This is a genomic window from Capnocytophaga sp. oral taxon 332 str. F0381, from assembly GCF_000318275.2.
Taxonomy (GTDB): Bacteria; Bacteroidota; Bacteroidia; order Flavobacteriales; family Flavobacteriaceae; genus Capnocytophaga; species Capnocytophaga bilenii.
This window is the reverse complement of sequence record NZ_KB291250.1, coordinates 13,728-38,430: the sequence shown is the minus strand read 5'-3', so window position 1 is coordinate 38,430 and position 24,703 is coordinate 13,728. Positions and strand designations below refer to the sequence as shown.

Below are 24,703 nucleotides of genomic sequence, written 5' to 3'. Positions count from 1 at the left end.
AGTAAAACTAATATGGTTATAATTAGATTTTTCACTGCTATTTTTTACCTTTTTTATATTTATTTAAGTTTGGACCAAGGCACTTCTTCTATCTTTGAGGAAATACACTTATTATCCTTAAATTCTAAACTAATAAAATAATCATATTCACCCACAGTTGAATGAGAATAATTTTCTAATTGAATTGTTACAAAAGTTTTATCTTTCCTTTTGGTATATTTAATTCTCTGTGGTATACAAGTTGTTATTGTAAAGTCGGGTTTGGATAGAATGTAGATTCTATTTCCATTAAACTCAATAATTGGATTGTGTTTCTTTAATTCTTCTATTGTAGTTGTCGTTTTATTTTCTAATGATAAGGCACATTTCCTTTCTAAAATAGCTATAGAATTCTCTGTTTTTATAAAAATTTTTATATTATCTTTTAGAAGATGAATATCTGCGATATAATATAATTCACAAAAATTTCCATCACCACAAGGAAGTAAGATTACACAATAATCAATGTCTTTTTCTATTTTTTGAGAGAAACTATAAAAAGAAAGAAAAAAACATACTATAAAAAGAATTTTTTTATACGATTTTTAAACATAATGATTTTTACTATAGATTTTAACTATACTCTAAAAAAGTTTCTTTAAGACTTGAATCTACAAAAAGATATTTTTCATATCATTCCAGTTTTAAGTAGCTTAAAAGCATAAATAGTAGATTTATAAAAAAGTGTAGCTTTATTTTTTAGATACCCTTTCCCTTCATAAACCAAAACTGATTCAAAAATACTTTTATCAAATTTGTACTTATTGACCCATTTAGAAAAACCATACTTTTTATGTTCATTCTTGATATAGAGATCATTTTTCCATTTTTCCTTTTTTAAAATATCCAAACCATGCCAACCAATAGCTTTTTCACTAATATCTTTTTCTTTTCCTTGGAGACACAATAATGCTTTTATAGTATAATTGATAGCCAACCTCATTTTACTATATTTACATAATATGAAAAACCATAAAAAGAAAAACAATTAATGATAATACATGTTTTTTGTAATATGTCCTCTGCGTCATATTCAACAGAATTTATCAAAACTCAATACTATCATTTTGTTTATATTCCGAGAACTGCTTTATTTTGACCTTTTTGTCTATTAATTTATCATTTTTAAAGGTAAGAAAAATAAGATAGTTGAAATTTCCAATGGTTGTATATGAAAAATTTGACAACCTCACATTTACAAATGTTTTATTCTTTTTCTTTTTATATACGATAAAAGAAGGGTAACAAGTTCTTTCAAAATCTGATATATGCAATGGAATTATCATTCCGTTAAATTCAATAATAGGATTTTGTTTCTCCAATTTAAAAAAATCCTTCCTAAACTGTTTTAATTCTTTGTCAGTACTCGCTCTTCCTATAAACTGTTCTAATACATTATCGCTTTTTATAAATACATTGATACTATCTTTTCCCTTTTTCATATAGGAAACATAATACATTACACTATCTTGTTTTCCTATAATTCTACAAAAATCTATCTCTTTTTTTATAGTTTGTGAAAACAAAGAAAACGTACTGATAAAAACGAATGCTAATGTTGTGATTGTTTTCATATTCTTCTTGTTGAAATTTATTAAAAAATACAAATCGTAGATTTATAAAAGTACGATTGCACCACACACTTTGGCAAACTTTAAGAGTTTGACAAAGTTAATTATACTGATAATCAAACACTTTCAGTTACATTGTAAGAAAAATTTGCAAATCGTCCTCACAAAACAAAACTTTTCAGACAAGTTCTTAATTAACGTGAGTTCAATGTAAGAAAAGTTTTTTTCTTAAAAAGACATTCTTAAGCTAAAAAGACGCATTGCAGCTTAAATCAAACTCACATTAAATTAACAATTATTCCTTCTTATAAGGAATAGCTAAATTTTTATCTATATGTAAGAACTATTCATTATAGAACTTACTGTCTATTTTTATATTATTCACTTTATAATTTTTTATATATATAAGTTCCATCTTTGAAAGCATCGTATAAACAGTTTCTTTTATAATCTCAAACTCAGAAATGTTATATAGTAATGAATCATTGATTATAAGTCTATATGATACTTTTGCTTGAAGAGCTCGCCTTAATTTTATATATAAGGTATTAGCTTCGTGAGCGGCATTTCTATCAAAGACTCTAACTTCTTTTATTTTCTGTGGCTTAGTACGCCTCAAAGAGTCTATTGCATAGAGTTGTATTCCCTTTCTATCTACAGCTTTTTCACCCCAATCTGTGATGTAAACTACAGAAGTAATCTTATAGCTTTCTTTGTCTTGAGTGAGTTTGCAAGAAACTAGTAGGAGTAACCCTATAAAAATTATAAGTACATTTTTTCTCATAATCATTTCATTCTTATATAACCATAATAATTACCTCCAAACAGCTCTTTTGTTAAAAATAGAATATTACAATTGCTGCTAAAACCACATAATTCTAAATAAATTCGCAAAAGTCTCAAAAAATAGCTACTATCCCAAATTTCATACATTAAACTATAAAAAAATCCGACCCTTTCTTATAAGAAGTCGGATTTTTTTATATGAATGCAAATTAACCACCGAAGTCGTCAAAACGAATGTTTTCGTCTGGCAAACCAAAGTCTTGTCCCATTTTCTGAACGGCTTTGTTCATCATTGGCGGACCGCAGAAGTATAATTCTATATCTTCAGGCGCATCGTGTTTGCTCAAATACTGCTCAATTACAGCATTGTGTACAAAGCCCAAGAATCCATCACCATCAGGGTCGTTAATATCTTTCTTCACTTTCCAATTGTCTTCTGGTAGTGGTTCAGAAAGTACAATAAAGAACTTAAAGTTAGGAAACTCGCGTTCCAATTCACGGAAATGTTCTATATAGAACAACTCACGTTTTGAACGTCCACCGTACCAATAAGTTACCTTACGTCCTGTTTTCAGAGTTTTGAACAAGTGGTACAAGTGAGAACGCATTGGCGCCATACCAGCACCACCACCCACGTATAGCATCTCTGCTTTAGATTCGTTGATGAAGAATTCACCATAAGGACCCGAAATAGTTACCTTATCACCTGGCTTACGTGAGAAAATGTATGAAGAGGCTACCCCTGGGTTCACATCCATCCAGCCTCCTTTAGCTCTGTCAAATGGAGGTGTAGCAATACGCACGTTTAGCATAATTCTACGTCCTTCAGCAGGATAAGAAGCCATAGAGTAAGCACGCTCTGCAGGTTCTGGATTTTTCATCACCAATGGCCATAATTTAAATTTATCCCACTCCATTTTAAATTTATCAGGCTCACCTGGGTGTTCTTTAGGGTGTGCAGTAATATCTATATCACTGTATTTTACCTCACAAGCTGGGATTTCTATTTGTATATATCCACCTGGTTTGTAGTCCATATCTTCAGGAATTTCCACCACAAATTCTTTGATGAATGATGCCACGTTGTAGTTGCTTACTACTGTAGCTTCCCATTTCTTAATACCAAACACTTGTTCTGGTACGCCTATTTCCATATCTTGTTTTACCTTCACTTGGCAAGCCAAGCGTACCCCTTCTTTCAGCTCTTTTTTAGTAAAGTGAGGAGTTTCGGTAGGAAGTGCTTCACCACCACCTTCATATACGTGGCATTCACACTGCAAGCAAGAACCCTTACCACCACAAGCCGATGGCAAGAAAATCTTTTCATTACCTAAGGTTGAAAGTAATGAGCCCCCTATAGGCACTTCTATTACTTTATCTTTATTAATTGTAATTTTTACAGGCCCCGATGGGGTTAGCTTTTGTTTCACATAAAGCAAAATTGCTACCAACAAAAGGATTATTACTAATAACCCTACCACCGTTACCGTAATAGTTGTTAATATTTCACTTGCTAAAATCATTACTTAAATCTTTTGTATTATTAGCTAATTTATCTGTATTCACTTCTTGGCGAACTGTAGTTTCCTTTTTAGTTTCTTCTTTTTTGCTGCTACCACCTGTAAGCATACCACCAAAGCTCATAAAGCCTATAGCCATTAGCCCTGTAGTAATAAAAGTGATACCCAAGCCGCGCAAAGGAGCCGGTACGTGTGAATAACGTATCTTCTCACGTATAGCCGCCAACGCCAAAATAGCAATAGCCCAACCTAATCCTGAACTCACCCCGTAAGCTACTGAAAGCCCAAATGAGTGAATCACTTCAGCACGCGATTGCATAAAAAGAGAACCTCCTAAGATAGCACAGTTTACAGCTATCAGTGGCAAGAAGATACCCAATGAGTTATACAATGATGGTGAAAACTTCTCTACTACTATCTCTACCAACTGTACCATTGTAGCTACAGTAGCTATAAACAAAATGTAGGTAAGGAAGCTCAAATCATAATTAGCGTATTCTTCACCCAACCAGCGCAAAGCACCTTCTTTAAGTATATACTCATTAAGTAACCAGTTCATAGGTACTGTAAGAGTTTGTACAAACACCACAGCAGCTCCTAATCCTATAGCAGTCGACACTTTTTTAGATACAGCCAAGTACGAACACATACCCAAAAAGGTAGCGAAAATCATATTCTCTACGAATATCGATTTAAAAATCAGTGTTAAATATTCTAACATTTTCTTTTCTTTTTAAATGATTAATGACTGTCTTCTATTAAGGCTTTGTTGCGTGAGCGTTGCACCCATACTACAATACCATAAGTTACCAAAGCCATAGGGGCTAACAACATAAAACCGTTGTTTTCGTAGCCCAAAGCATAAGCACCTGTTTTCTTGATAGGGTCTCCCAATATTTGGAAACCTAACAAAGTACCAGAACCCAATAGCTCGCGGAAAAAGGCTACAATAAGCAAGGCAATAGAGTATCCCCCTGCATTACCTATAGCGTCTAAAAACGATTTCCCTGGAGGGTTACCCAAAGCAAATGCCTCAAAACGTCCCATCAAAATACAGTTGGTGATGATAAGCCCTACATATACTGATAACTGTTTGCTAAGGTCATATACAAAGGCTTTGAGCACAAAATCCACCACAATTACCAAGGCTGCCGCTACTATTAGCTGAGCAATAATACGAATTTTAGGCGGAATTACATTTCTAAGCAAAGAAATGGTTACGTTACCCATTACAAGCACAAAGGTAAACGAAAGACTCATTACGATAGCTGCTTTCAGCTGAGCTGTAATCGCTAAGGCAGAGCAAATACCCAACACTTGTACCGTTACGGGGTTATTATCCCACAAGGGGTCTGTTACTAATTTTGCATCTTTTTTTGATAGTCCCATAGTCTATTATTTGTTTAAACTTTTAATATAGGATATATAAGGCTCTATGCCATCGCTTATCATCGCTTGCACTCCATTACCAGTAAGGGTAGCTCCTGCAATAGCATCAATTTTCCCATCTTCTTTACGTTTATTTTCAGGGTCGCCATTGCTTTTTGAAATTTGAATGCTTTGGAAGTTACCTGCGGCATCCAATAAATGTTCTCCGATAAAGTCGTCCATAAAGAAACGCTCTTTGATGTTCGCTCCTAAACCAGCAGTTTCACCTTTGTGGTCAAAGAAAACACCACGTACAATAAGGTCTTTATCTACAGCTATATATCCCCAAATAGCATCCCACAAACCACGTCCGCTTACAGGAATTATATAGAGGGTATTACCATCTTTTTCAGCTACATAAAGAGGTAAACCTTCACGATGACCGTTGAAGTTGATAAGGTCGTTAGCACCTTCTACTTTTTCAGCGGTATTTCCTTTGATAAGGTATTGCTCTTTCACATAGTTAGGAAACTCTTTTTCAGCATCGGTAGTAGAAAGAAACTCTACTTTACCTCCTCCAAGCTCACCTTCGTTGTGATTTACGCCCATAGCATAGAGGATATTCTGTTTCTTTTCTAACTTTTTATTGTTGCTGATATCGCTACTTAACGCTGACGAGATACCAGCGAGCAACGCACCTACGATTACCACCATTATAATGGCGAAAATCACTGTATACGAATTACTTTCTGTCTTGATTGCCATAATTATGCGGTTTTAGCAGTTGATAATTTTAAACGTTTTTTTCTACGAGATACATTAGCTTGTACTACAAAGTGGTCTATAGTAGGTGCTAATACGTTCATCAATAAGATAGCAAGCATCACTCCTTCAGGATAAGCAGGGTTAAAGCAACGAATAGCAATTGCCACAAAGCCCGCTAAAAATCCGTAAATATACTTACCTGTATTGGTTTGCGCCGCTGTTACAGGGTCAGTAGCCATAAATACAGCTCCGAATGCCAATCCTCCTATAAGTAAGTGCTGATAAGCAGGTAAGCTCCACAATGCATAAAACTGTGTACCTTCCATACTCGGAGCTAAACAATTAAATATAGCAGCCATTACCCAAGCACCTACAAACATACTAATCATCACACGCCAAGAAGCGATTTTAGTAAATATAAGGAATAAACCTCCCAAAAGAATAAGAATTGTAGAAGTTTCACCCACTGAACCTGGCATAAACCCAAAGAACAAATCCGATACTTGATAAGTACCTGTCTGACCTTGTGCCAAACTACCCAATACTGTTTCACCCGAAACGGCATCCAAATTAGCACCCGCAGCAATGTCTTTAGCACGTTGTACAGCTCCTTCTACCCATACTTTATCCCCTGTCATTGAAGTAGGATAAGCAAAGAATAAGAAAGCACGGATTGTAAGCGCAGGATTCAAAATATTCATACCTGTACCGCCAAATACCTCTTTACCAATAATTACTCCAAAAGCTACAGCTACTGCCAACATCCAAAGCGGAATATCTACAGGAACAATTAGTGGCACCAACATACCTGTTACCAAGTATCCTTCTTCCACTTCGTGCTTGCGAATAGTAGCAAAAATAAACTCAATGCCCAAACCTACAACGTATGACACTACTACTAATGGCAATACTTTGGTTGCACCAATGCAAAGATTGGTAAGATTCCAAAAATTACCACTAAAGAATGCCATACCTGCCTCTGGAGACAAGGTGCCAAAAGCTACTTGATGCTGATACCCCGTATTGAAAATACCAAAAATCAAACAAGGAATAAGCGCCATAATAACGGTATTCATTGTTCGTTTTAGGTCATCAGCAGCCTTAATGTGGGTACCCCCGTGGGTTACCTCATTAGGCGTATAAAGGAAGGTATGAAGCGCGTTGAAAGTGGTCTCCATCTTCGTCCCCTTATACTTTTCTTTTAATGTATTTAATTTACTTTTTAAACTCATTTTCTTAATGAATAAGTTAATTATTTCTTTTTATTGATTTGCGAATTAGTTTTAAAGCCCAATCGTAATGGCTTGACGTCGATGAAACTAAATAAGAGCCGAGTGAGGTCGTACCTGTCCAATGATACTTCTTTTTGGTAAAAAGCTCTTCATCTGAGTGTTTCTGTATAAGTTGGAACACTTTATTATGAGAAGCTTCAAAAAGTGAGAGTATCTCAGCAAGTGATACTTTTTGACATTGCTCCCATATTTCTCGGTTGAGTTTAGGAGTGTCAGAAAAAGTATAACCCTCTTTGGGTATTTTAGGTTTTTCACCTCGCATTCCTACCTCATACCAATTTAGGAATAATAAATGCCAATGATACAAGTGTCCTATAACATCGCGAATATTTCTATTCATTGTACCTTCTGGAAAGGCATCTTCTCGCTGTCTCTCAGGCAGTGTTTCTATCAAAGAAAGTAACTTTTGGTAATTTTCTTTAGCTAAAAACTCTAAATCTTGTTTCGTTGCTGGTCTTGCCATCAGTAGCTATTTTAACCTAATTCTTGAATCATTAAATCAAGTCCGTCTCTGATGATTTGTTGGTGTGGCTGTTTAGAAACACATACAAATTCAGTAAGCGCAAAGTCCTCAGGAGCTACTTCGTAAGCTCCAAGGTTTTCTAATTCGTCCAAATCCTTATACAAGCACGCTTTGAGCAGCTGCATAGGATAAATATCCAATGGGAATACCTCTTCATACATACCTGTTTGTACAAAAGCACGATGCTCACCATTAGTATTGGTATTCAAATTGTACTTTTTCTTAGGGTTTAGCCAAGAGAAAGTAAGCGCACGTGTAAGCGAAATTTTGTTGCTTATAGGTTTTGCCCATCCAAACAAATCATAGTCATTACCTTCTGGAATTGCTGTGATTTGATCAGCGTAAAAACCTAAAAAGTCACTTTCACTTACCTTAACACCTGTAAGCACATCACCACTGATAATACGGGTATTAGCAGGATCTTTCACTCCACCGTCTATCACTCCGTCAATCTGAGCTCCTGCCAAAGCAGTTACATAGTGAGGCTTATTGATATTAGCCCCTGTCAGTGCTACAGTGCGAGTAATGTTCAGCTTGCCTGTCAAGAAAAGTTCTCCTATCACTACCAAATCTTGCGGATTCACTACCCATACCACCTCACCTTTATTAATAGGACTAATATGAGCTATTTGAGTGCTCACATTCCCTGCTGGGTGCGGACCTGATACGTTGTGTACCTCAATGTTTTTAAGATTGCGGAAAGGAGACAACGAGCTGTCTTTGAAGACCGACACGTGTACTTTGCCCGAAGTAAGTTTTGACAAGGCTGTAAGTGCTTCTTGCAGCTGCTTTTCCTTACCCTTAAGTACATAGTCGTAATCGGGTGCTAACGGATTGGTTTTGCAAGCCGACACGAAGATAGCTTTTGGCTGAATGTCGGGGTTGGCAATCACGTCATAAGGGCGTTGTTTGATAAAAGGCCAAGCTCCTGAAGACAAGAGATGCGCTTTTATTGCTTCGCCCTCCATTTCATTCACTTTTTTCTCCCCAAAGTCTTTGAACGTTTGTTCTGCGCTGGGCTCTATACGAATCTCCAACACTTTACGCCTTTCACCACGTACTATCTCTTTTATAGTACCACTTACAGGCGATGGAAACATAATACGCTCATCACTCTTTGAAAAGAATAGTGCTTCACCTGCTTTCACCTCGTTGCCCTCACGTAATATCAGTTTAGGCACTACTCGATGAAAATCACTGGGTTTTATAGCATATAGCTTAGAAAGCGGCTGATGCTGGGTCGTCTTATCAGCTTCGCCCTCTAAGTGTATATCCAACCCTTTTCGAATGCGGATGTCGTTTGACATATCTAAATATATTAGTTAGTTTTGTTAAATTTGGCGACAAATATACGAATATTAATTGATAAAAAAATAATGTTTTTACATTTTGTACATAAAAAAGAATGTGTCTAATTAAGACACCTCCTCCTCTACTCTTTCCTATTTAGTAAATCGTATAGTTTTTATTAGCAAAAAAACAATGTAATCCATTGTTTTTCAATTTAAAATAGGATTATTTCCCAGAGAAAAACGAGTCTACAAACTCATATTTATTGAATATCTGTAAATCGTCAATCCCTTCACCTACTCCTATATATTTAACAGGAATCTGAAATTGGTCAGAAATACCTATCACTACCCCTCCTTTAGCAGTACCGTCCAATTTGGTAACCGCCAAGGCTGTAACTTCAGTAGCTTTGGTAAATTCTTTGGCTTGCTCAAAGGCATTTTGCCCTGTTGAACCGTCCAATACAAGTAATACTTCGTGAGGCGCATCAGGAATTACCTTCTGCATCACTCTTTTTATTTTACTAAGCTCATTCATTAGGTTAATTTTGTTGTGCAAACGCCCTGCGGTGTCTATTATCACTACATCGGCATTTTGTTTCACAGCAGAACTAAGGGTATCATAAGCTACAGAAGCTGGGTCACTCCCCAGTTGCTGCTTAATCATCGGTACACCTGTACGATCCGCCCACACCTGCAATTGGTCTATAGCTGCCGCACGAAAAGTATCTGCAGCACCCAATACTACTTTGAGTCCTTTTTTAGTAAACTGACTTGCCAATTTGCCTATAGTGGTGGTTTTACCCGCACCATTCACGCCAACCACCATCATTACATAAGGCTTTTTGTCAGCTGGGAGAGAAAACTCAGTAGCTTCGCCCATATGAGTTTCTGAAAGCAATCCTGCTATTTCCTCTCGTAAAATAGTGTTCAGTTCCGAAGTACCTAAATATTTATCTTTAGCAACCCGCGCTTGTATACGATCTACAATTTTTAAGGTGGTATTTACCCCCACATCACTCGCAATGAGCACTTCTTCAAGATCATCAAGTACATCATCATCTACCTTTGATTTTCCTATAATTGCTTTACCAAGACGGTCAAAAAACGTATTTTTTGATTTTTCTAACCCTTTGTTAAGCGTTTCTTTTTTTTCTTTAGAAAAGATATTTTTCAAAAATTCAAATGCCATAACTATATTTTTAAAAAAAGTTGTGCAAAGGTAATAAAAAACTTTATATATGCAAAAAAAGCTGTCTCACGACAGCTTTTCAGATATGATAAAAATAGAGAAAATTTAATTATTTCTTCTTTAAAAATTCATCAACAAGTTCAGGAGCCATTACACTTTCCACGAAAGTATAAGCACCCGTTTTAGGTGATTTCACCATTTTTATAGCTTTAGTAAGCTTTTTTGATTTACCTTGTAAAGTTGCTACTGTTTTCTTTGCCATAACCTTTTAATTATTTAATTTCTTTATGAACAGTTACTCGTTTAAGGATAGGATTGAACTTCTTAAGCTCCAATCTATCAGGGGTATTTTTCTTGTTTTTGGTCGTGATGTAACGTGAAGTACCAGCTACGCCACTATCTTTGTGCTCTGTGCACTCCAAAATAACCTGTATTCTATTTCCTTTCTTAGCCATTTTGTGTCGTCTTTTATTAGTTAATATATCCGTTGCGTTCTACTTCTTGTAGCACTGCATAAATACCTTTTTTGTCAATGGTTTTGATTGCAGCTGCCGATACCTTAAGGGTAATCCACGCATTCTCTTCTGGAATGAAGAAGCGTTTAGTGCGAAGGTTCACGTTAAATTTACGTTTCGTTTTGTTCATTGCGTGCGACACGTTGTTGCCCACCAATGCTTTCTTGCCTGTTAAGTCACAAACTCTTGCCATTTTTTCTCTATTTATTAATGTGTTATTTGTATTCGGGGTGCAAAAGTACAATATTTTTTTTATTTAGCAAAACTTTTTTTATCAAAATTATTTTTTTCAAGATGATAATTTTTAAAATACTTTGATAATCAATATATTAATTAAAAATATACCATTATTCAAAAAATTACACTCGCTAATGAAATTTGTAAAAATAATCTGTTTTTCCCTGTCAATCAAACTATCCTTTGAGCGAACCTTCAGCGAAGGTTGAGCGAAGGTTGAGCGAAGGTTGAGCGAAGGATAAGTAAAGCTTATGCGGCTCGCACCAAGCTGGCGCAGCCCAATATGTAATCAAATACCAATAATAAAAATAGTAGGACGCTTGTGCAAATCAATAGAAGTAGAACGCCATTGGCGAATGGAGAGTGTTTGTATATGCTCTGTAGGCAGTGTAATATCACAAGCTACACACAACAAGGTATTGTCGTGCAAAATAGTAGTAAGCTCATTCAAAAGCTGGGTATTGCGATAAGGTGTTTCTATAAACAACTGCGACTGTCCCTCTTGAGCTTTGCGTTCCAATGCCTTGAGAGTACTCTTGCGTTGTTGTTTATCTATAGGAAGATAACCATTAAAGGCAAAATTTTGCCCGTTGAGTCCACTTGCCATCATTGCCAATAAAAGAGAAGAAGGCCCTACCAGCGGAACTACTTTAAGTCCTTTTTGGTGAGCAAGGCGTACAATATCGGCACCTGGGTCGGCAATACCTGGGCAGCCTGCTTCAGAAATAATACCTGCAGAAATACCTTCCAAACACGGAGTTATAAAAGGTAGCATATCGTTATGGGGCTGATGTTTATCTATAACAGCAATTCGTAAATCGGCTTGTACCTTATCAGGAGCTATACGTTTGATAAACTTTCTCGCCGATTTTTCATTCTCTACAATAAAATAATTTAATCTTTGTACTACTTCTTCTATTTGTGAAGGTAATACACTGAGGGTACTATCACCTAATAAATTGGGAATTAAATAAATATGACTCATTTTTAGTTGTTATCTATCAAAAAAGTAAAATAAGAGCTGCAAGTTCGCTGTAATGAGACACTTGCGAGGGCAAAGGTACAAAAAAAGTGGGATTAGCCATTATTTTTTGTGGTTTCATTTTTTATTTATACTTTTGTAATACCAATTTGTATAATAGATGATAAAAGACAGTTTATGAATCATTTGAATAATATAAATAGTACCAACGATACCATTGTAGCTTTGGCAACTGCTATAGGGGTAGGTGCTATTGCAGTAATACGTCTTTCAGGGAACAAAGCTATTGATATAGCTGATAAAATATTCAGTACTATACACGGAAAACGATTGACAGAAGTGCCCTCGCATACAGTGCATTTGGGTACTCTTAAAAGTAAAACTGAAGTAATAGACGAATGCTTGGCTACTGTCTTCAAGGGACAAAAATCATACACGGGCGAACCGGTGGTGGAGTTTTCCTGCCACGGCAGTAGTTATATAGTACAAGAAATTATAAAGCTTTGTCTGCAAGAAGGTTGCCGCTTGGCTGAAGCAGGTGAATTTACCAAACGGGCTTTTCTAAACGGAAAATTAGCTCTAAACCAAGCTGAAGCCGTTGCCGACCTTATCATCTCTGATAGTTATGCAAGTCATCAGGTGGCTTTGCAACAAATGAGAGGTGGTTTTACTACCGAAATAGAACATTTACGAAAAGAGTTACTCAATTTTGTATCACTTATTGAATTAGAATTAGATTTTTCAGAAGAAGATGTAGCTTTTGCTGATAGAGAACAGTTCAGAAAGTTACTAACAACCATAAAAACTACCATTGAGCGGTTGTTACATTCGTTTTCAGTAGGTAATGTGCTAAAAAATGGTATTGCGGTAGCAATAGTAGGCAAACCTAATGCTGGCAAATCGACTTTGCTAAATGCTTTGCTAAATGAAGAGCGTGCTATTGTTTCAGATATAGCGGGAACAACGCGCGATACGATTGAAGAGACTTTGCATATAGGAGGTATTAGCTTCCGATTTATAGATACAGCAGGTATAAGAGAGGCAAAAGACCAAATAGAGGCTATTGGCGTACAAAAAGCCAAAGAAAAAATGGCTTTAGCGCATATATTGCTTTACTTATATGATGAAAATGACAACAAGCCTGATGAAATTATTAGTTTTATAAAAGAAAATTACCGAAAAGACCTAAAAATAATACTACTCCACAACAAAATAGACCAATATGAGGCTACATATAGCGATAGTTTGAGCAATTTTGATGCTACCCTAAAAGCAGCTTTGATGCCTGAATACACTACTACTCTTTTAGGCATTTCAGCACGTGATCACCAAAATTTAGATTTGCTTACAAAAGAACTGACAGCATACGCAAATACATTAGTTGTGGGGAATAATGCAGCTATAGTAACCAATCTACGTCATTATGAAGCACTTAAAGAAGCCCTACAAGCTATTGAGAAAGTAGAAGAAGGGTTGGCATTAAATCTTTCAGGCGACCTTTTAGCAATAGATTTGCGCGAAGCTCTGTACCACTTAGGTAGTATTACAGGAGCCGTAACCAACGATGAGGTTTTAGGTCATATCTTTAGTAAATTCTGTATCGGAAAATAGTTAAATAGTAAGTTAGAAGATGAAGATACTTAGTGTTTCTCTTTATAATATAGCCTCTATTGAAGGCCCTTTTACAATTGATTTAGAAGCCGAACCACTGAAATCGGCGGGATTATTTGCTATTACTGGAGCTACAGGAGCTGGTAAATCTACTATTTTAGATGCTATTTGTTTGGCTCTTTACAACGATACACCTCGCTTGGCTACAACCAAAGTTAATCAGCTAATCACCGATGGCAATAGCGATTTGCAGGTTAATAACGTAAAAAACCTGCTGCGCAAAGGAGCTATATCGGGCTATGCCAAAGTTACCTTTCAGGCAATAGACAACAAAATATACGAAGCCGAATGGCAGGTACGCCGTGCTCGTGGTAAACAAGGGGGCAGCCTGCAAAGCGAAACTATTTTGCTATACAATTGCACCGATAATGAGCCCTTTGCCGAAAATAGAAAAACCATTGTTTTAGAACGTATCAAAGAATTGATAGGTTTGACTTTTGATGAATTTACAAAATCGGTAATTTTAGCTCAAGGTGATTTTACTTCCTTCCTAAAAGCTGATGATAACAAACGCTCCGATATTTTAGAAAAACTTACAGGTACTGAAATCTACACTCAAATATCACAGAAAATATACGAAATTTATAAACAACATAACTACGAACTTAGTCTATTAGAAGCCCAACGCAAAAACACTACCTTTTTATCAGAAGAGGAAAAAGAACAAATAAAAACGCACTTGGCTACTGATGAACTTAACTTAGAAAAACTACAAGCAGAAATTGCATTGTTAAGTGAACAACAAAAGTGGTTTGCCGATGAGCAACAGTTTATCCGTCAGTATAACGAAGCTCTTGCTATAAAAGAAAAAGCTATAGACGAAAAAGAACGCGAAGCAACTCGTTTTGCCGAATTGGCAATGATTGAGGCTATACAAGCTATTAAGCAGGAGGTAGTAAGCAAACAACAAGAAGCATATAACCTAATCGCTATAAAACAACAAATAGACAAAGATAAAGCTGAAAAAGAAAATCTATCTTCCGAAGAAAAAACACTATTGAGTAATCTTACTACTTATCAAAAAGATTTTACCGAGCTAAATGAGCAATATAAGCAAGATAAACCAGTTATTGAAAAGGCTAAAAAGCTGGACATACTGATTGCCGAGACGGAACGTACTTTAGCTGAAAAAGAACTACAACTGCAAAACAAGGAAAAAAAATTAGCCAAAAAAGAAGCCGAAGCAGCATTGGTTGCCGAGAATATAAAAAAAGGTGAAAATTATAAACAAGAACGTGAAGCGTGGCTATCAGCACATATAAATCAAGTAGTTATAAAAGATAACTATCATTGGTTATTGAATTTAGCTACCGAAAAGAAAACTTTACAAACGTATATTGAAAAAAATAAGCAGGAGCTGGCAATGTTGAATACAGAACCGCTGCAAGAGGAAGTAAAGGTTTTAGAAACAGAACTGACTTCTGCACAACAAGAACTACCTATAGCTCAAGCGGCTTACCAAACAGCAGAGCGTATTGTACAAAAAACGCAGTTGGAAAACTCTCATAACATTGTACTTTTGCGACAAAATTTAACTGAAGGTGAAGCGTGCCCTGTGTGCGGTTCGCTGCACCACCCCAATGCGCAACAAGAAGTGCAAGAACAGCTGATAAAAGTAGTAGAGAAAGAACGTGATGATGCAAAGCAAAAAGTAGAGGAGCTAACCAAAACTATAGCTGCAAAAGCTGAAAAACTACTAAAACAACACAACGCACTAAATGAACTTACTGCCCAAAAAGAAAAGATAAAAAGTAGAAGCGAAGAGTACCAACAGCGAATAAAGGATTATAGAGCCCAACTACAAGAATTGGCTCTTACTGAAGAGTGGATTACGCTATGGGAAACTACAACTAATACTTTTATAGAAAACATAAACCTCCTAAAACAAAAATGGGACAAAGAAGAAAGTTCATTACAAAAAGCCAAGGAACGCTTACAGAAATTAGCTAACGACAAGGCTGCCTTAACTGCCGAAATAACTACTTTACAACAAGATATTATCCCTTTACAGAAAACTTTGCAAATTGATAGTGAGCAACATATGGCTTTGAAGGCAGAAAGAACGGGATTATTAGGTAACAAACCTGCCCAAGAGGTGGAAATGGTTTATGAAAAAAAACTAAAACACCTCGTTGCTGTAATTGATGAGGCACAAAATACCTATAATGCTATTTTGCTTAGCATTACGGCTAATGAAACTTCTCTATCTTCATTAACTGCCCAAAAAGAGCAAACAGAAAAAACATTGACCGCAGCTACCGATGCGATAGAGCAATGGGTAACTACCCACTACCCTACCCAAAAAACGTATCTATACCAACATTTAGATAAATGGGCTGCCTATTCACACGAATGGTTACAACAAGAACGAACAGCTTATCAAGCACTAAATGAGCGTATTGCTAAATATACTACCATAGCCGAAGAACAGCAAAAAACGCTGCACGCACATAGTAAAAAGAAACCATTAACACTCAGCGAATCCGAGACAAAAGAAGCTTATCAAACCAAAAAAGAAACACAAGAGGCACTACACACTGCCGTAATAAACTATAAAAGCCAACTGCTAAATGACGCTGCACAGCAAAAGGCTATGCAAGTACTATTGCAACAAATAGCTCAAAAAGAAGAGATTACAAAGCAATGGGGGCAGCTAAATAACCTGATAGGAAGTAGTAACGGGGCTAACTTCAGGCGTTATGCACAAGAATACACCTTAGACCTGCTATTGCAATACGCAAATATGCAAATGAAGCTCATCAATAGGCGCTACACCTTACAGCGCATTGCAGGAACACTAGGGTTGCAGGTAATTGATAACGATATGGCAGCCGAAATACGCTCTGTGTATTCGCTATCAGGAGGAGAAAGTTTCTTGGTATCGCTTGCTTTAGCATTGGCACTTTCGTCATTATCATCAACAAAAATGAATGTAGAGACCTTATTTATAGACGAAGGATTTGGCTCACTAGATGCCGAAACATTACAAGTGGCTTTAGATGCTTTAGAACGTTTGCAAAATCAAGGGAAAAAAGTAGGCGTCATCTCGCACATACAAGAAATGGTAGAGCGTATTGCTGTAAAAGTAGAAGTCCAAAAAGAAGGTAATGGAAAAAGTAGGATAACAATTAATGGTTAATTGGCTATTTACCTGCTACTCATCCCTTATTCAGAGCATAGTTTCACCGAACTTTAAATGAAAGATAAACACTAATCATTAAAAACATTAATAATTATTTCGTATCTTTGCACCCTAAAATTAAAATACTTTGATGAACCCTAACGAATCTTATCATACACCTGTACTGCTAAACGAAAGTATTGAAGGACTGGCAATTAAAGAAGATGGCACCTATGTAGATGTTACCTTTGGCGGTGGCGGACACTCTCGTGCTATCCTTAGTAAATTAGGCGAAAACGGTAGGCTTTACGCCTTCGACCAAGACGCCGATGCTGCCAATAATCGTATAGATGACCCTCGTTTTACACTCATTCAGCAAAATTTTAAGTTTATAAAACAATATTTGCGCTTTTATAAAGTAGCGCAAGTAGATGGAGTATTAGGTGATTTTGGGGTATCCTCTCATCAGTTTGATATAGCAGAACGTGGTTTTTCTACCCGTTTTGACGGAGCATTGGATATGCGTATGGATAGACAAAGCGCACTATCGGCACAAGAAGTGGTAAATAATTATGACGAAACCGATTTAGCTACACTCTTTTATACCTATGGCGAGCTGAAAAATGCACGAGCTATTGCACGGGCTATAGTCTCTTTTAGAGAAAATCAACCTATTACTTTAGGAAGTGAGCTGCAAGAGGCACTAAAACCTCTACTCCCCAAACATAAGGAAAATAAGCTATTAGCACAAATATACCAAGCAATTCGCATAGAGGTGAATGGTGAAATTACTGCCTTAGAGCAATTCCTGCTTCAGCTACCCGAAGTAGTAAAAGTAGGCGGACGTATTAGCTTGATAAGTTATCATTCATTAGAAGACCGTTGTGTAAAGCGTTTTATACGCGATGGACAATTAGAAGGGTCACCCGAAAAAGACTGGTATGGCAACGTAAAAGTACCTTTTAAAAAAGTAGGAGGACTTATAGTTCCTACTGAAAACGAAATAAATAACAACAACAGAGCGCGGAGTGCCAAACTGCGTATAGCAGAACGTATAGCCTCCTCATAAAATATCTTTGATATGGAAGCTGAAGAAGAAAAAATAAAATTATTAGTACTACAACGCCTAATGTCGTACAACGTTTGGCTGTTTGTTTGCTTTATAGCAGTTTTAATTATCATCAGAATTGGTTATTCACACTCGGCAGATAGAAAGGTAAACCAAATAACCCAACTGAACGAAGAGGTGAATAGTCTCAAAAGCCAGTTTGTTGATATACGCTCTAAGTTACAAAAAGAGCGATTAGAGTCGTCATTATTAGAGCGTTTGGAAACCAGAGGATTAAAACAGCCTGCCAAACCTCCGCAAAGGATTAAGGTATCTGTAAAAGAATAAGAAATGGAAGACGAAAAACCCAAAAAAAAGAAAAAAAAATCTAAAAAGAAACAAAAAGACCATATACAAGACCATAGGCTTAGCCTAACGCGTACGTATGTGGTAGGGGGCGTATTTTTAGTTGTTCTTTTAACCATAGCGTTTAATCTTGTGCGTTTAGTAATAGAGGGGGATGCCTATCGTACAAAAGTAGAGGAAACTACAATGCGTGAAGCCGAAATTATGCCCAACCAAGGGAATTTGTATTCTGATGACGGTAGTTTGTTGGCTACTTCGGTTACGCGCTATAATGTGCGCTGGGATGCTCGTACCCCAAAAAAAGAGCTTGTAAATAAACATATTAGGGCACTTTCGGATTCTCTATCTAAAATGTTTGGACGCCAAAGCAGTTTCTACCAAGAAAAATTCAAACGGGCTATGGCTCAGGGTAACCGCTATATGTGGGTGGCTGGTAATTTAGATTATAGCGAATATATACGTATCAGAAAGTTCCCATTATTTGATTTAGGCCCTTTCAAAGGAGGACTTATCATAGAGAAAAATATTACAAGGCGTTACCCTTTAGAAGAAATAGCACAACGAAGTATAGGCTATGCGCGTACAGATGAAACAGGCTATACAGTGCGTGTGGGGCTGGAAGGGGCTTATGCTAACTATTTATTAGGAACCAAAGGTAAACGCATTGAACAAAAAATAGCAAAAGACCAATGGAAAATAGCAAGTGGATTCAATATCATAGAGCCTAAAGATGGATATGATGTGGTATCTACTATCAATATCAATATTCAAGATATAGCACACCACGCTCTGCTTCAGCAACTAAAAAAATATAAGGCAAAACAAGGGTGTGCAGTAGTGATGGAGGTAAGTACAGGCGAAATAAAAGCAATGTCAAACCTAAAACTAACTTCTAATGGTAGTAAATATGCTGAACTTTACAATTTTGCTGTAGGCGAAGCCCACGAACCTGGTTCTATATTCAAACTGATGACAGTGGTAGCTGCAATGGAAACAAGTAAAATAGACACCTCATATGTAGTGGATATTAGAGACGGAAAACACCAATACCACGATTCTAAATTTGAAGATTCGCAACATAAATTTAGAGGACCTATTAGTATCAATAAAGCTTTTTCGGTATCATCAAACGTGGGAATGACAGAATTAGTATATAATCTATTTGATAAAAACCCAAGTTTGTTTACCAATAAACTATTGGATATGAACTTAAACCAAACGCTAAATTTTCCTATATTAGGAGAAGGTGAGCCTGTAATACTCACACCACGAGATAAAAAACTATGGAGTGGTGTAAGTTTGCAATCAATATCAATAGGTTATGCTGTAAAACTAACTCCATTACAGAGTCTTACATTTTATAATGCTATTGCCAATGGTGGGGTAATGGTAAAACCAAGAATGATAAAAGAAGTTAAGGAGTGGAACAAGACAATTGAAAAATTTAACGTAGAGATTATTAATAAGAAGATATGTTCTAAAGAGACAGCAGAACGTGCTAAGGGAATGCTTGCCGATGTAGTGCAACGCTCATACGGCTCTGCTCATAGGCTCTATTCACCAGATTTTTCGATGGCAGGCAAGACTGGGACGGCACGTAAAAATTATGCAAATGTAGATAAGTCTAAACTAAACTACATATCGTCATTTGCAGGTTTTTTCCCTGTAGAGAATCCTGAATACTCGTGTATAGTGGTAATTGACGAGCCCGATAAAAGTGTAGGTATTTATGGGGCTGATGTGGCAGGGCCTGTATTTAAGAGTATTGCCCATAAAATCTATACCAACTCTTTACTAATGGCATCGGTGAGTGATGTAGATAAAGTATCAAATACAACTCAGCAAAACTATAATGATTACTATATAAAAGCAGATAAATACAAAACTATTATGCCCGACCTTAAAGGTATGAGTGCTATGGATGCAGTCTCTCTACTTGAAAATATGGGATTACGGGTAAAAATTGCTGGTAATGGAAAAGTAACAGAGCAATCTATAGAAAAAAATACTAAAGTAGCAAGAAATAGTCTTGTATATTTGCAATTAGAATAACTTTTGACAATGATTTTAGAGCAATTACTAAAAGGAATAGCTATAAAAGCTACTCTTTATGTAGAGGGGTTTGAAGATAAAGAGATTACATCTATTTGCTTCGACTCACGCGAAGTGAAACCAGGTTGTATGTTTGTAGCTATAGTAGGTACAAACTCCAACGGACATATTTATATAGACGAAGCAAGCCGAAAGGGAGCGGTAGCTATAGTTTGTGAGAAGTTGCCGCAACTTCTATTTCCTGATATTAGCTATATAGTTGTGCCTAACAGCCATAAGGCTTTGGCTTTATTAGCTTCAAATTACTACGAAAACCCGTCTAAAGAGCTAACTTTAGTGGGGGTTACGGGCACTAATGGAAAGACTACTATAGCTACGCTTTTATATCAGCTTTTTAAGAAAAGAGGTGAAAAGGCTGGATTGCTATCTACAGTAGCTGTATATGTAGATGAGGAACGTTATGAAGCTACACACACCACCCCCGACCCACTACAGCTGAATCGTTATCTAAGGGCAATGGTAGCTCAAGGAGTGCAATATTGCTTTATGGAAGTAAGTTCGCACGGTATAGACCAAGGACGTACTGAAGGACTGCTATTTGCTGGGGGGGTATTTACAAATTTAACTCGCGACCATTTGGATTATCACGAAACCTTTGCAGCTTATAGAGATGTAAAAAAACTCTTTTTTGATAATTTACCTGCTACTGCTTTTGCTCTTGTAAATAATGATGACAAAAATGGTGCTTATATGTTGCAAAACACTAAGGCTCACAAATATAATTATGCCTTAAAAACAACTGCAGACTTTAAAGCGTATATTATTGAAAACAGATTTGACGGACTATTATTACGTATCAATCAGCAGGAGGTATGGACAAAACTTATAGGAGAATTTAATGCATATAACTTGTTGGCTGTATTTGGGGTAGCTACACTTTTGGGTGTAGATAAAATAGAAGCTCTTACATTACTTAGCAGTATAAGCCCCGTTGCAGGGCGTTTTCAGTATGCCGTTTCGGCTACAGGGGTAGTTACTATTGTAGATTACGCCCACACCCCTGATGCTCTTGAAAATGTGCTAAAAACAATAAATGATATACGCACTCACAACGAGACACTTACTACTGTAGTGGGCTGCGGTGGCAATAGAGACAAAGGAAAACGTCCTATAATGGCAGATATAGCCACTACACTAAGTGATAATGTAGTACTTACCTCGGACAACCCACGTAATGAAGAACCAGAGGCTATACTTGCTGAAATGGAACAGGGAGTACAAGCACAGCATTTTCATAAATTACAAACCATAACCGATAGACGGCAAGCTATACAAGCCGTATGCAAAAGTGCAAAAAAAGGCGATATTATACTTATTGCAGGCAAAGGGCACGAGACTTACCAAGAGATAAAAGGCATAAAACACGACTTTGACGACTTTAAAATAGTGCAAGAATATTTGGCTCTATATAAGAAATAGGATTATAAATAGCACTGATAATAAGATTATTACAAAAAAAAGAGAATGAATTGTAAAAAAAACTTGTTTTTTATTTGCTTATTAATAATAGCTTTTATACCTTTGCAGGTGCGTATTATATAAAAACGAAAGACTATGGCTGGACAAAACATCAATAAACCTACCCCTATTAACCAAGAAGTAGTATGGGATAAAACCAAAACCATTATTAGTACAACTGATAAGTTTGGAAATATTACTGATGTAAACCAAACTTTTGTAGACGTATGTGGATATACTGCTAACGAGCTTATAGGTAAACCACATAATATTATACGCCACCCCGATATGCCCAAGATTATATTCAAGATTACTTGGGATAATATCTTAGCAGGACGTAACTTTCACGCTATCATAAAGAATCTTTCAAAATCGGGGAAGTACTATTGGGTAATTACAGATTTTGAAGTAGGTCGTAATATTATGAATGAGGTAGTGAGTATCACTGCCCGTAGGCGTGCTATTCCAGACTATGTGGTTACTGACTATATAGAGCCTTTGTACCAAACTCTATTGAAACTTGAAAAGATAGGTGATATGCCACTTAGTAATCGCTATTTCAAAGGTTTCTTAGAGAAACAAGGTAAGTCATACATAGAGTATATAATGAGTATCCTTGAAGGTACAAGTGCTGCTAATCCTTCGGATATGCAATTTGACCCTATAGGAGGTACCAACACTACTGATGAGATTTCAGACGATATATTTAGTGAAGAACACCCATCGGAGAATACAAACATTACACAACGCAAGAGTTTCTTTGCTAAATTGTTCTCTACAAATTAGTGGTAATAATTGATGAGAGAAAATAAGTATAAAAGACAATAAACAACAATAGAAAGACCTTAAGTTTGAGTATTATTAAATACAAAAAAACTACCAAGTTTGTGAAACTTGGTAGTTTTTTTATTGTAATTAAAGGGAGATTTAAGCTTCTTTTATTTCTTTTTTATCGCTTTTATCGGTGTTTTTGAGTTTAGCAGATAGTTCCATAGAGATAGCTGTGCGCTCAAATTTTATTTTTCCTGAAAGGGTTTCGAGTACACAAGTATCATCGGTGAGCTCTACAATGCGCCCGTGCATACCGCTTTTGGTGATTACTTTATCGCCTTTCTTCATTTCTTTGATAAAGTTTTTTTCTTGTTTTTGTCGCCTCATTTGGGGGCGAATCATCATAAAATAAAGCACCGCAAATACCAATATATAAGGTGCTAATTGATTTAATGTTTGCATTCGTTATTAATTTAAATTATTTGTATTTATCATTTGTTATAGGAGTCCTCGTCCTATTTTTTTTATTTCGTCACTTTCGGAGAGCTGTTTATGAACAGTAGTTAGTATACCATTGATAAAGAAGTTACTTTTGGAGGTGGAATAGTCTTTGGCAAGCTCTAAATATTCATTAATGGTTACTTTGACTGGAATACTTGGAAAATAAAGGAACTCGCTGACTGCCATTTTGATAAGAATAAGGTCGAGGATGGCTACGCGCTCTTTATCCCAATTGGTTAATTTGCTTTCTACTAATTTTTTTAGTTTATCATCATTGAGTACTGTTTTTTTAAGCAAATCGGTGAGGTATTTTTTTTCTTCATCACTATTATATAGTGAAGGGGTGAAATACTTTTGTGGGGGATTAGGGCGTAAATTGGTGAGTAACTTTACAATATAACTATTTACTACAGGATAATCATCTGTCCAAGTGATGCTGTAGTCATCAATAAAGTCGTAAAGCTCGTCATTGGGGGCTATAATTTCTTCAAATATAGCGATGACGAAGTCTTTATCGGTATTAAAGTCGTTTTTTTGGGTACTGTATTGCTCATAGATGCTACTAGAGCATATGTCTTTATAGAGGTTTTTGACATATTCGTAATGTACATCAAAAAGATTTATATGGGCATTTTCAATAGCGTCTTGTAGTGCGTTATTTTGGGAGATAGCACATAGAAGTTGGTTATTAACAATGGCTAAATGGGTGTTGTTATTGGTGGTTAGGTATTTTTTTTGAGCTATATTATGTTGATGGGTAGCGTATTTATGGATTTCGGTAAGTAATGAAAATTGTAGTAGATACAAATCGTACAAATTGGCTGCACTTTCTTCTAAGAATTTCAATTCTTTATCTAAATCTTGACTTTGGCTTTGTTGCAAAGCATATACCGACTGCATTACTTTAGCCCTAATATGTCGTCTTGTAATCATAATTTGTGAGAACTTCTTTAAGCTTGTTTTTGAGGTTGCAAAGGTACGAAAAAACGTGTAATTAGCAAGTAAAAAAGGATTATTTTTAGGGTAAATGTTAATATTTTGCTAATTTTGATGTTTTTTAGGCTTAATTTTTTGGTATGATAAAATATATTCTTACTTTTGTGCGAATTAACTTCATTTAAAAAGTTATCATATGAATAAAACAGAATTAATTGATGCTATTGCAGTAGCATCAGGTGTATCAAAAGCTGATACAAAGAAGGCTGTGGAAGCGTTTTTCTCGACAGTAGAAGATGCTCTTAAAAAAGGTGACAAGGTGTCTATCGTAGGATTTGGTTCTTGGCAGGTAGCTGACAAAGAAGCAAGAGAGGCTAGAAACCCTCGCACTGGCGAAGTTATCAAAGTACCTGCTAAAAAGGTTGTAAAATTTAAGGCAGGAGCTGAATTAGCCGATGCTGTAAACAACTAATTGCTCACTACAAAAGTCCCTTTGCCTTTAGGAGAAAGGGACTTTTTTATTTTTGAATTATGTCACATACTCAGCTGCGCCAGCTCGCTGACTTTCCTTCGCTTATCCTTCGCTCAACCTTCGCTCAAGGTTCGCTCAAGGTTCGGTGGAACTAATGGACTAATGAAA

General features: G+C 36.2%; 25 protein-coding genes. 8 read left to right on the top strand and 17 right to left on the bottom strand.

Annotated features, from left to right (window positions below):
- Positions 1-667: 667 nt before the first annotated feature.
- The 15 genes from HMPREF9075_RS00965 to HMPREF9075_RS00900 all read right to left on the bottom strand — a co-directional run bounded on the left by HMPREF9075_RS00965 (position 668) and on the right by HMPREF9075_RS00900 (position 12,082).
- Positions 668-976, bottom strand: coding sequence for a hypothetical protein (locus tag HMPREF9075_RS00965; protein WP_232305024.1), 309 nt, complete (start codon positions 974-976; stop codon positions 668-670).
- A gap of 109 nt (positions 977-1,085) precedes the next feature.
- Positions 1,086-1,613, bottom strand: coding sequence for a hypothetical protein (locus tag HMPREF9075_RS00960; protein ID WP_009414713.1), 528 nt, complete (start codon positions 1,611-1,613; stop codon positions 1,086-1,088).
- Between the two features lie 340 nt (positions 1,614-1,953).
- The gene (locus HMPREF9075_RS00955; protein WP_157049189.1) at positions 1,954-2,394 is read right to left on the bottom strand and encodes a hypothetical protein; all 441 of its coding nucleotides are present in this window, start codon (positions 2,392-2,394) and stop codon (positions 1,954-1,956) included.
- Between the two features lie 211 nt (positions 2,395-2,605).
- Positions 2,606-3,919: an NADH:ubiquinone reductase (Na(+)-transporting) subunit F gene (gene nqrF / locus HMPREF9075_RS00950; RefSeq protein ID WP_009414711.1), complete on the bottom strand. Its 1,314-nt coding sequence runs from the start codon at positions 3,917-3,919 to the stop codon at positions 2,606-2,608.
- Positions 3,903-4,637, bottom strand: a complete 735-nt coding sequence (gene nqrE / locus HMPREF9075_RS00945) for an NADH:ubiquinone reductase (Na(+)-transporting) subunit E (protein WP_009414710.1) — start codon at positions 4,635-4,637, stop codon at positions 3,903-3,905. The genes nqrF and nqrE overlap by 17 nt, the downstream gene beginning before the upstream one ends.
- Positions 4,638-4,657: 20 nt before the next feature.
- Positions 4,658-5,305, bottom strand: a complete 648-nt coding sequence (locus HMPREF9075_RS00940) for an NADH:ubiquinone reductase (Na(+)-transporting) subunit D (RefSeq protein WP_009414709.1) — start codon at positions 5,303-5,305, stop codon at positions 4,658-4,660.
- 6 nt (positions 5,306-5,311) lie between these two features.
- Positions 5,312-6,049 (bottom strand): Na(+)-translocating NADH-quinone reductase subunit C, encoded by a 738-nt coding sequence (locus tag HMPREF9075_RS00935; protein ID WP_009414708.1) that lies wholly within the window; start codon positions 6,047-6,049, stop codon positions 5,312-5,314.
- 2 nt (positions 6,050-6,051) lie between these two features.
- On the bottom strand, positions 6,052-7,281 hold the full coding sequence (locus HMPREF9075_RS00930) for an NADH:ubiquinone reductase (Na(+)-transporting) subunit B (RefSeq protein ID WP_009414707.1): 1,230 nt from the start codon (positions 7,279-7,281) through the stop codon (positions 6,052-6,054).
- A 16-nt stretch (positions 7,282-7,297) separates the two neighbouring features.
- Positions 7,298-7,804 (bottom strand): ClbS/DfsB family four-helix bundle protein, encoded by a 507-nt coding sequence (locus HMPREF9075_RS00925; RefSeq protein ID WP_009414706.1) that lies wholly within the window; start codon positions 7,802-7,804, stop codon positions 7,298-7,300.
- An 11-nt stretch (positions 7,805-7,815) separates the two neighbouring features.
- Positions 7,816-9,171 (bottom strand): Na(+)-translocating NADH-quinone reductase subunit A, encoded by a 1,356-nt coding sequence (locus tag HMPREF9075_RS00920; RefSeq protein WP_009414705.1) that lies wholly within the window; start codon positions 9,169-9,171, stop codon positions 7,816-7,818.
- Between the two features lie 208 nt (positions 9,172-9,379).
- Entirely contained in the window at positions 9,380-10,345 is a 966-nt protein-coding gene (ftsY, locus tag HMPREF9075_RS00915; protein WP_009414704.1) for a signal recognition particle-docking protein FtsY, read from the bottom strand.
- Between the two features lie 109 nt (positions 10,346-10,454).
- Positions 10,455-10,607 carry a DUF4295 domain-containing protein gene (locus tag HMPREF9075_RS12715; protein ID WP_002680984.1) on the bottom strand — a complete coding sequence of 51 codons (153 nt, stop codon included), beginning with the start codon at positions 10,605-10,607 and terminating at the stop codon, positions 10,455-10,457.
- 10 nt (positions 10,608-10,617) lie between these two features.
- A complete protein-coding gene (gene rpmG, locus HMPREF9075_RS00910; protein WP_009414703.1) occupies positions 10,618-10,800 on the bottom strand; it encodes a 50S ribosomal protein L33 in 183 nt (60 codons plus the stop codon).
- Between the two features lie 16 nt (positions 10,801-10,816).
- Entirely contained in the window at positions 10,817-11,053 is a 237-nt protein-coding gene (gene rpmB, locus HMPREF9075_RS00905) for a 50S ribosomal protein L28 (protein WP_009414702.1), read from the bottom strand.
- A gap of 333 nt (positions 11,054-11,386) precedes the next feature.
- Entirely contained in the window at positions 11,387-12,082 is a 696-nt protein-coding gene (locus HMPREF9075_RS00900) for an SAM-dependent methyltransferase (RefSeq protein WP_009414701.1), read from the bottom strand.
- 174 nt (positions 12,083-12,256) lie between these two features.
- Between HMPREF9075_RS00900 and mnmE the strand changes: the two genes are divergently transcribed.
- From mnmE to HMPREF9075_RS00865, 7 genes are all read left to right on the top strand, one after another.
- Positions 12,257-13,690 carry a tRNA uridine-5-carboxymethylaminomethyl(34) synthesis GTPase MnmE gene (gene mnmE / locus HMPREF9075_RS00895; RefSeq protein WP_034556469.1) on the top strand — a complete coding sequence of 478 codons (1,434 nt, stop codon included), beginning with the start codon at positions 12,257-12,259 and terminating at the stop codon, positions 13,688-13,690.
- 19 nt (positions 13,691-13,709) lie between these two features.
- On the top strand, positions 13,710-16,889 hold the full coding sequence (locus HMPREF9075_RS00890; protein WP_009414699.1) for an AAA family ATPase: 3,180 nt from the start codon (positions 13,710-13,712) through the stop codon (positions 16,887-16,889).
- Positions 16,890-17,022: 133 nt separating this feature from the next.
- Positions 17,023-17,940, top strand: coding sequence for a 16S rRNA (cytosine(1402)-N(4))-methyltransferase RsmH (rsmH, locus tag HMPREF9075_RS00885; protein WP_009414698.1), 918 nt, complete (start codon positions 17,023-17,025; stop codon positions 17,938-17,940).
- Between the two features lie 60 nt (positions 17,941-18,000).
- Complete coding sequence (locus HMPREF9075_RS00880) at positions 18,001-18,267, top strand: FtsL-like putative cell division protein (RefSeq protein WP_157049190.1); 267 nt, start codon at positions 18,001-18,003, stop codon at positions 18,265-18,267.
- Between the two features lie 3 nt (positions 18,268-18,270).
- Entirely contained in the window at positions 18,271-20,337 is a 2,067-nt protein-coding gene (locus HMPREF9075_RS00875) for a penicillin-binding protein (protein WP_009414696.1), read from the top strand.
- 9 nt (positions 20,338-20,346) lie between these two features.
- A complete protein-coding gene (locus HMPREF9075_RS00870; RefSeq protein ID WP_009414695.1) occupies positions 20,347-21,816 on the top strand; it encodes a UDP-N-acetylmuramoyl-L-alanyl-D-glutamate--2,6-diaminopimelate ligase in 1,470 nt (489 codons plus the stop codon).
- A gap of 135 nt (positions 21,817-21,951) precedes the next feature.
- The gene (locus tag HMPREF9075_RS00865; protein WP_009414694.1) at positions 21,952-22,641 is read left to right on the top strand and encodes a PAS domain-containing protein; all 690 of its coding nucleotides are present in this window, start codon (positions 21,952-21,954) and stop codon (positions 22,639-22,641) included.
- A gap of 141 nt (positions 22,642-22,782) precedes the next feature.
- Here HMPREF9075_RS00865 and yajC read toward each other — a convergent pair whose 3' ends face one another.
- Positions 22,783-23,088 carry a preprotein translocase subunit YajC gene (gene yajC / locus HMPREF9075_RS00860; protein ID WP_009414693.1) on the bottom strand — a complete coding sequence of 102 codons (306 nt, stop codon included), beginning with the start codon at positions 23,086-23,088 and terminating at the stop codon, positions 22,783-22,785.
- Positions 23,089-23,124: 36 nt separating this feature from the next.
- On the bottom strand, positions 23,125-24,060 hold the full coding sequence (gene nusB / locus HMPREF9075_RS00855) for a transcription antitermination factor NusB (RefSeq protein ID WP_009414692.1): 936 nt from the start codon (positions 24,058-24,060) through the stop codon (positions 23,125-23,127).
- 199 nt (positions 24,061-24,259) lie between these two features.
- Between nusB and HMPREF9075_RS00850 the strand changes: the two genes are divergently transcribed.
- Complete coding sequence (locus HMPREF9075_RS00850) at positions 24,260-24,535, top strand: HU family DNA-binding protein (protein ID WP_009414691.1); 276 nt, start codon at positions 24,260-24,262, stop codon at positions 24,533-24,535.
- The last annotated feature ends 168 nt before the right edge of the window (positions 24,536-24,703 follow it).

Bases quoted from the DNA above. Each gene is read 5' to 3' on its own strand.
- HMPREF9075_RS00960 (WP_009414713.1), bottom strand. From the start codon at position 1,613: ATGAAAACAATCACAACATTAGCATTCGTTTTTATCAGTACGTTTTCT.
- HMPREF9075_RS00900 (WP_009414701.1), bottom strand. From the start codon at position 12,082: ATGAGTCATATTTATTTAATTCCCAATTTATTAGGTGATAGTACCCTC.
- nqrE (WP_009414710.1), bottom strand. From the start codon at position 4,637: ATGTTAGAATATTTAACACTGATTTTTAAATCGATATTCGTAGAGAAT.
- HMPREF9075_RS00870 (WP_009414695.1), top strand. From the start codon at position 20,347: ATGATTTTAGAGCAATTACTAAAAGGAATAGCTATAAAAGCTACTCTT.
- HMPREF9075_RS00880 (WP_157049190.1), top strand. From the start codon at position 18,001: ATGTCGTACAACGTTTGGCTGTTTGTTTGCTTTATAGCAGTTTTAATT.
- HMPREF9075_RS00925 (WP_009414706.1), bottom strand. From the start codon at position 7,804: ATGGCAAGACCAGCAACGAAACAAGATTTAGAGTTTTTAGCTAAAGAA.
- HMPREF9075_RS00940 (WP_009414709.1), bottom strand. From the start codon at position 5,305: ATGGGACTATCAAAAAAAGATGCAAAATTAGTAACAGACCCCTTGTGG.
- HMPREF9075_RS00920 (WP_009414705.1), bottom strand. From the start codon at position 9,171: ATGTCAAACGACATCCGCATTCGAAAAGGGTTGGATATACACTTAGAG.
- HMPREF9075_RS00955 (WP_157049189.1), bottom strand. From the start codon at position 2,394: ATGAGAAAAAATGTACTTATAATTTTTATAGGGTTACTCCTACTAGTT.
- mnmE (WP_034556469.1), top strand. From the start codon at position 12,257: ATGAATCATTTGAATAATATAAATAGTACCAACGATACCATTGTAGCT.
- HMPREF9075_RS00850 (WP_009414691.1), top strand. From the start codon at position 24,260: ATGAATAAAACAGAATTAATTGATGCTATTGCAGTAGCATCAGGTGTA.
- nqrF (WP_009414711.1), bottom strand. From the start codon at position 3,919: ATGATTTTAGCAAGTGAAATATTAACAACTATTACGGTAACGGTGGTA.
- HMPREF9075_RS00890 (WP_009414699.1), top strand. From the start codon at position 13,710: ATGAAGATACTTAGTGTTTCTCTTTATAATATAGCCTCTATTGAAGGC.
- HMPREF9075_RS12715 (WP_002680984.1), bottom strand. From the start codon at position 10,607: ATGGCAAAGAAAACAGTAGCAACTTTACAAGGTAAATCAAAAAAGCTT.
- rpmG (WP_009414703.1), bottom strand. From the start codon at position 10,800: ATGGCTAAGAAAGGAAATAGAATACAGGTTATTTTGGAGTGCACAGAG.
- rpmB (WP_009414702.1), bottom strand. From the start codon at position 11,053: ATGGCAAGAGTTTGTGACTTAACAGGCAAGAAAGCATTGGTGGGCAAC.
- rsmH (WP_009414698.1), top strand. From the start codon at position 17,023: ATGAACCCTAACGAATCTTATCATACACCTGTACTGCTAAACGAAAGT.
- HMPREF9075_RS00865 (WP_009414694.1), top strand. From the start codon at position 21,952: ATGGCTGGACAAAACATCAATAAACCTACCCCTATTAACCAAGAAGTA.
- nusB (WP_009414692.1), bottom strand. From the start codon at position 24,060: ATGATTACAAGACGACATATTAGGGCTAAAGTAATGCAGTCGGTATAT.
- yajC (WP_009414693.1), bottom strand. From the start codon at position 23,088: ATGCAAACATTAAATCAATTAGCACCTTATATATTGGTATTTGCGGTG.
- HMPREF9075_RS00930 (WP_009414707.1), bottom strand. From the start codon at position 7,281: ATGAGTTTAAAAAGTAAATTAAATACATTAAAAGAAAAGTATAAGGGG.
- ftsY (WP_009414704.1), bottom strand. From the start codon at position 10,345: ATGGCATTTGAATTTTTGAAAAATATCTTTTCTAAAGAAAAAAAAGAA.
- HMPREF9075_RS00935 (WP_009414708.1), bottom strand. From the start codon at position 6,049: ATGGCAATCAAGACAGAAAGTAATTCGTATACAGTGATTTTCGCCATT.
- HMPREF9075_RS00875 (WP_009414696.1), top strand. From the start codon at position 18,271: ATGGAAGACGAAAAACCCAAAAAAAAGAAAAAAAAATCTAAAAAGAAA.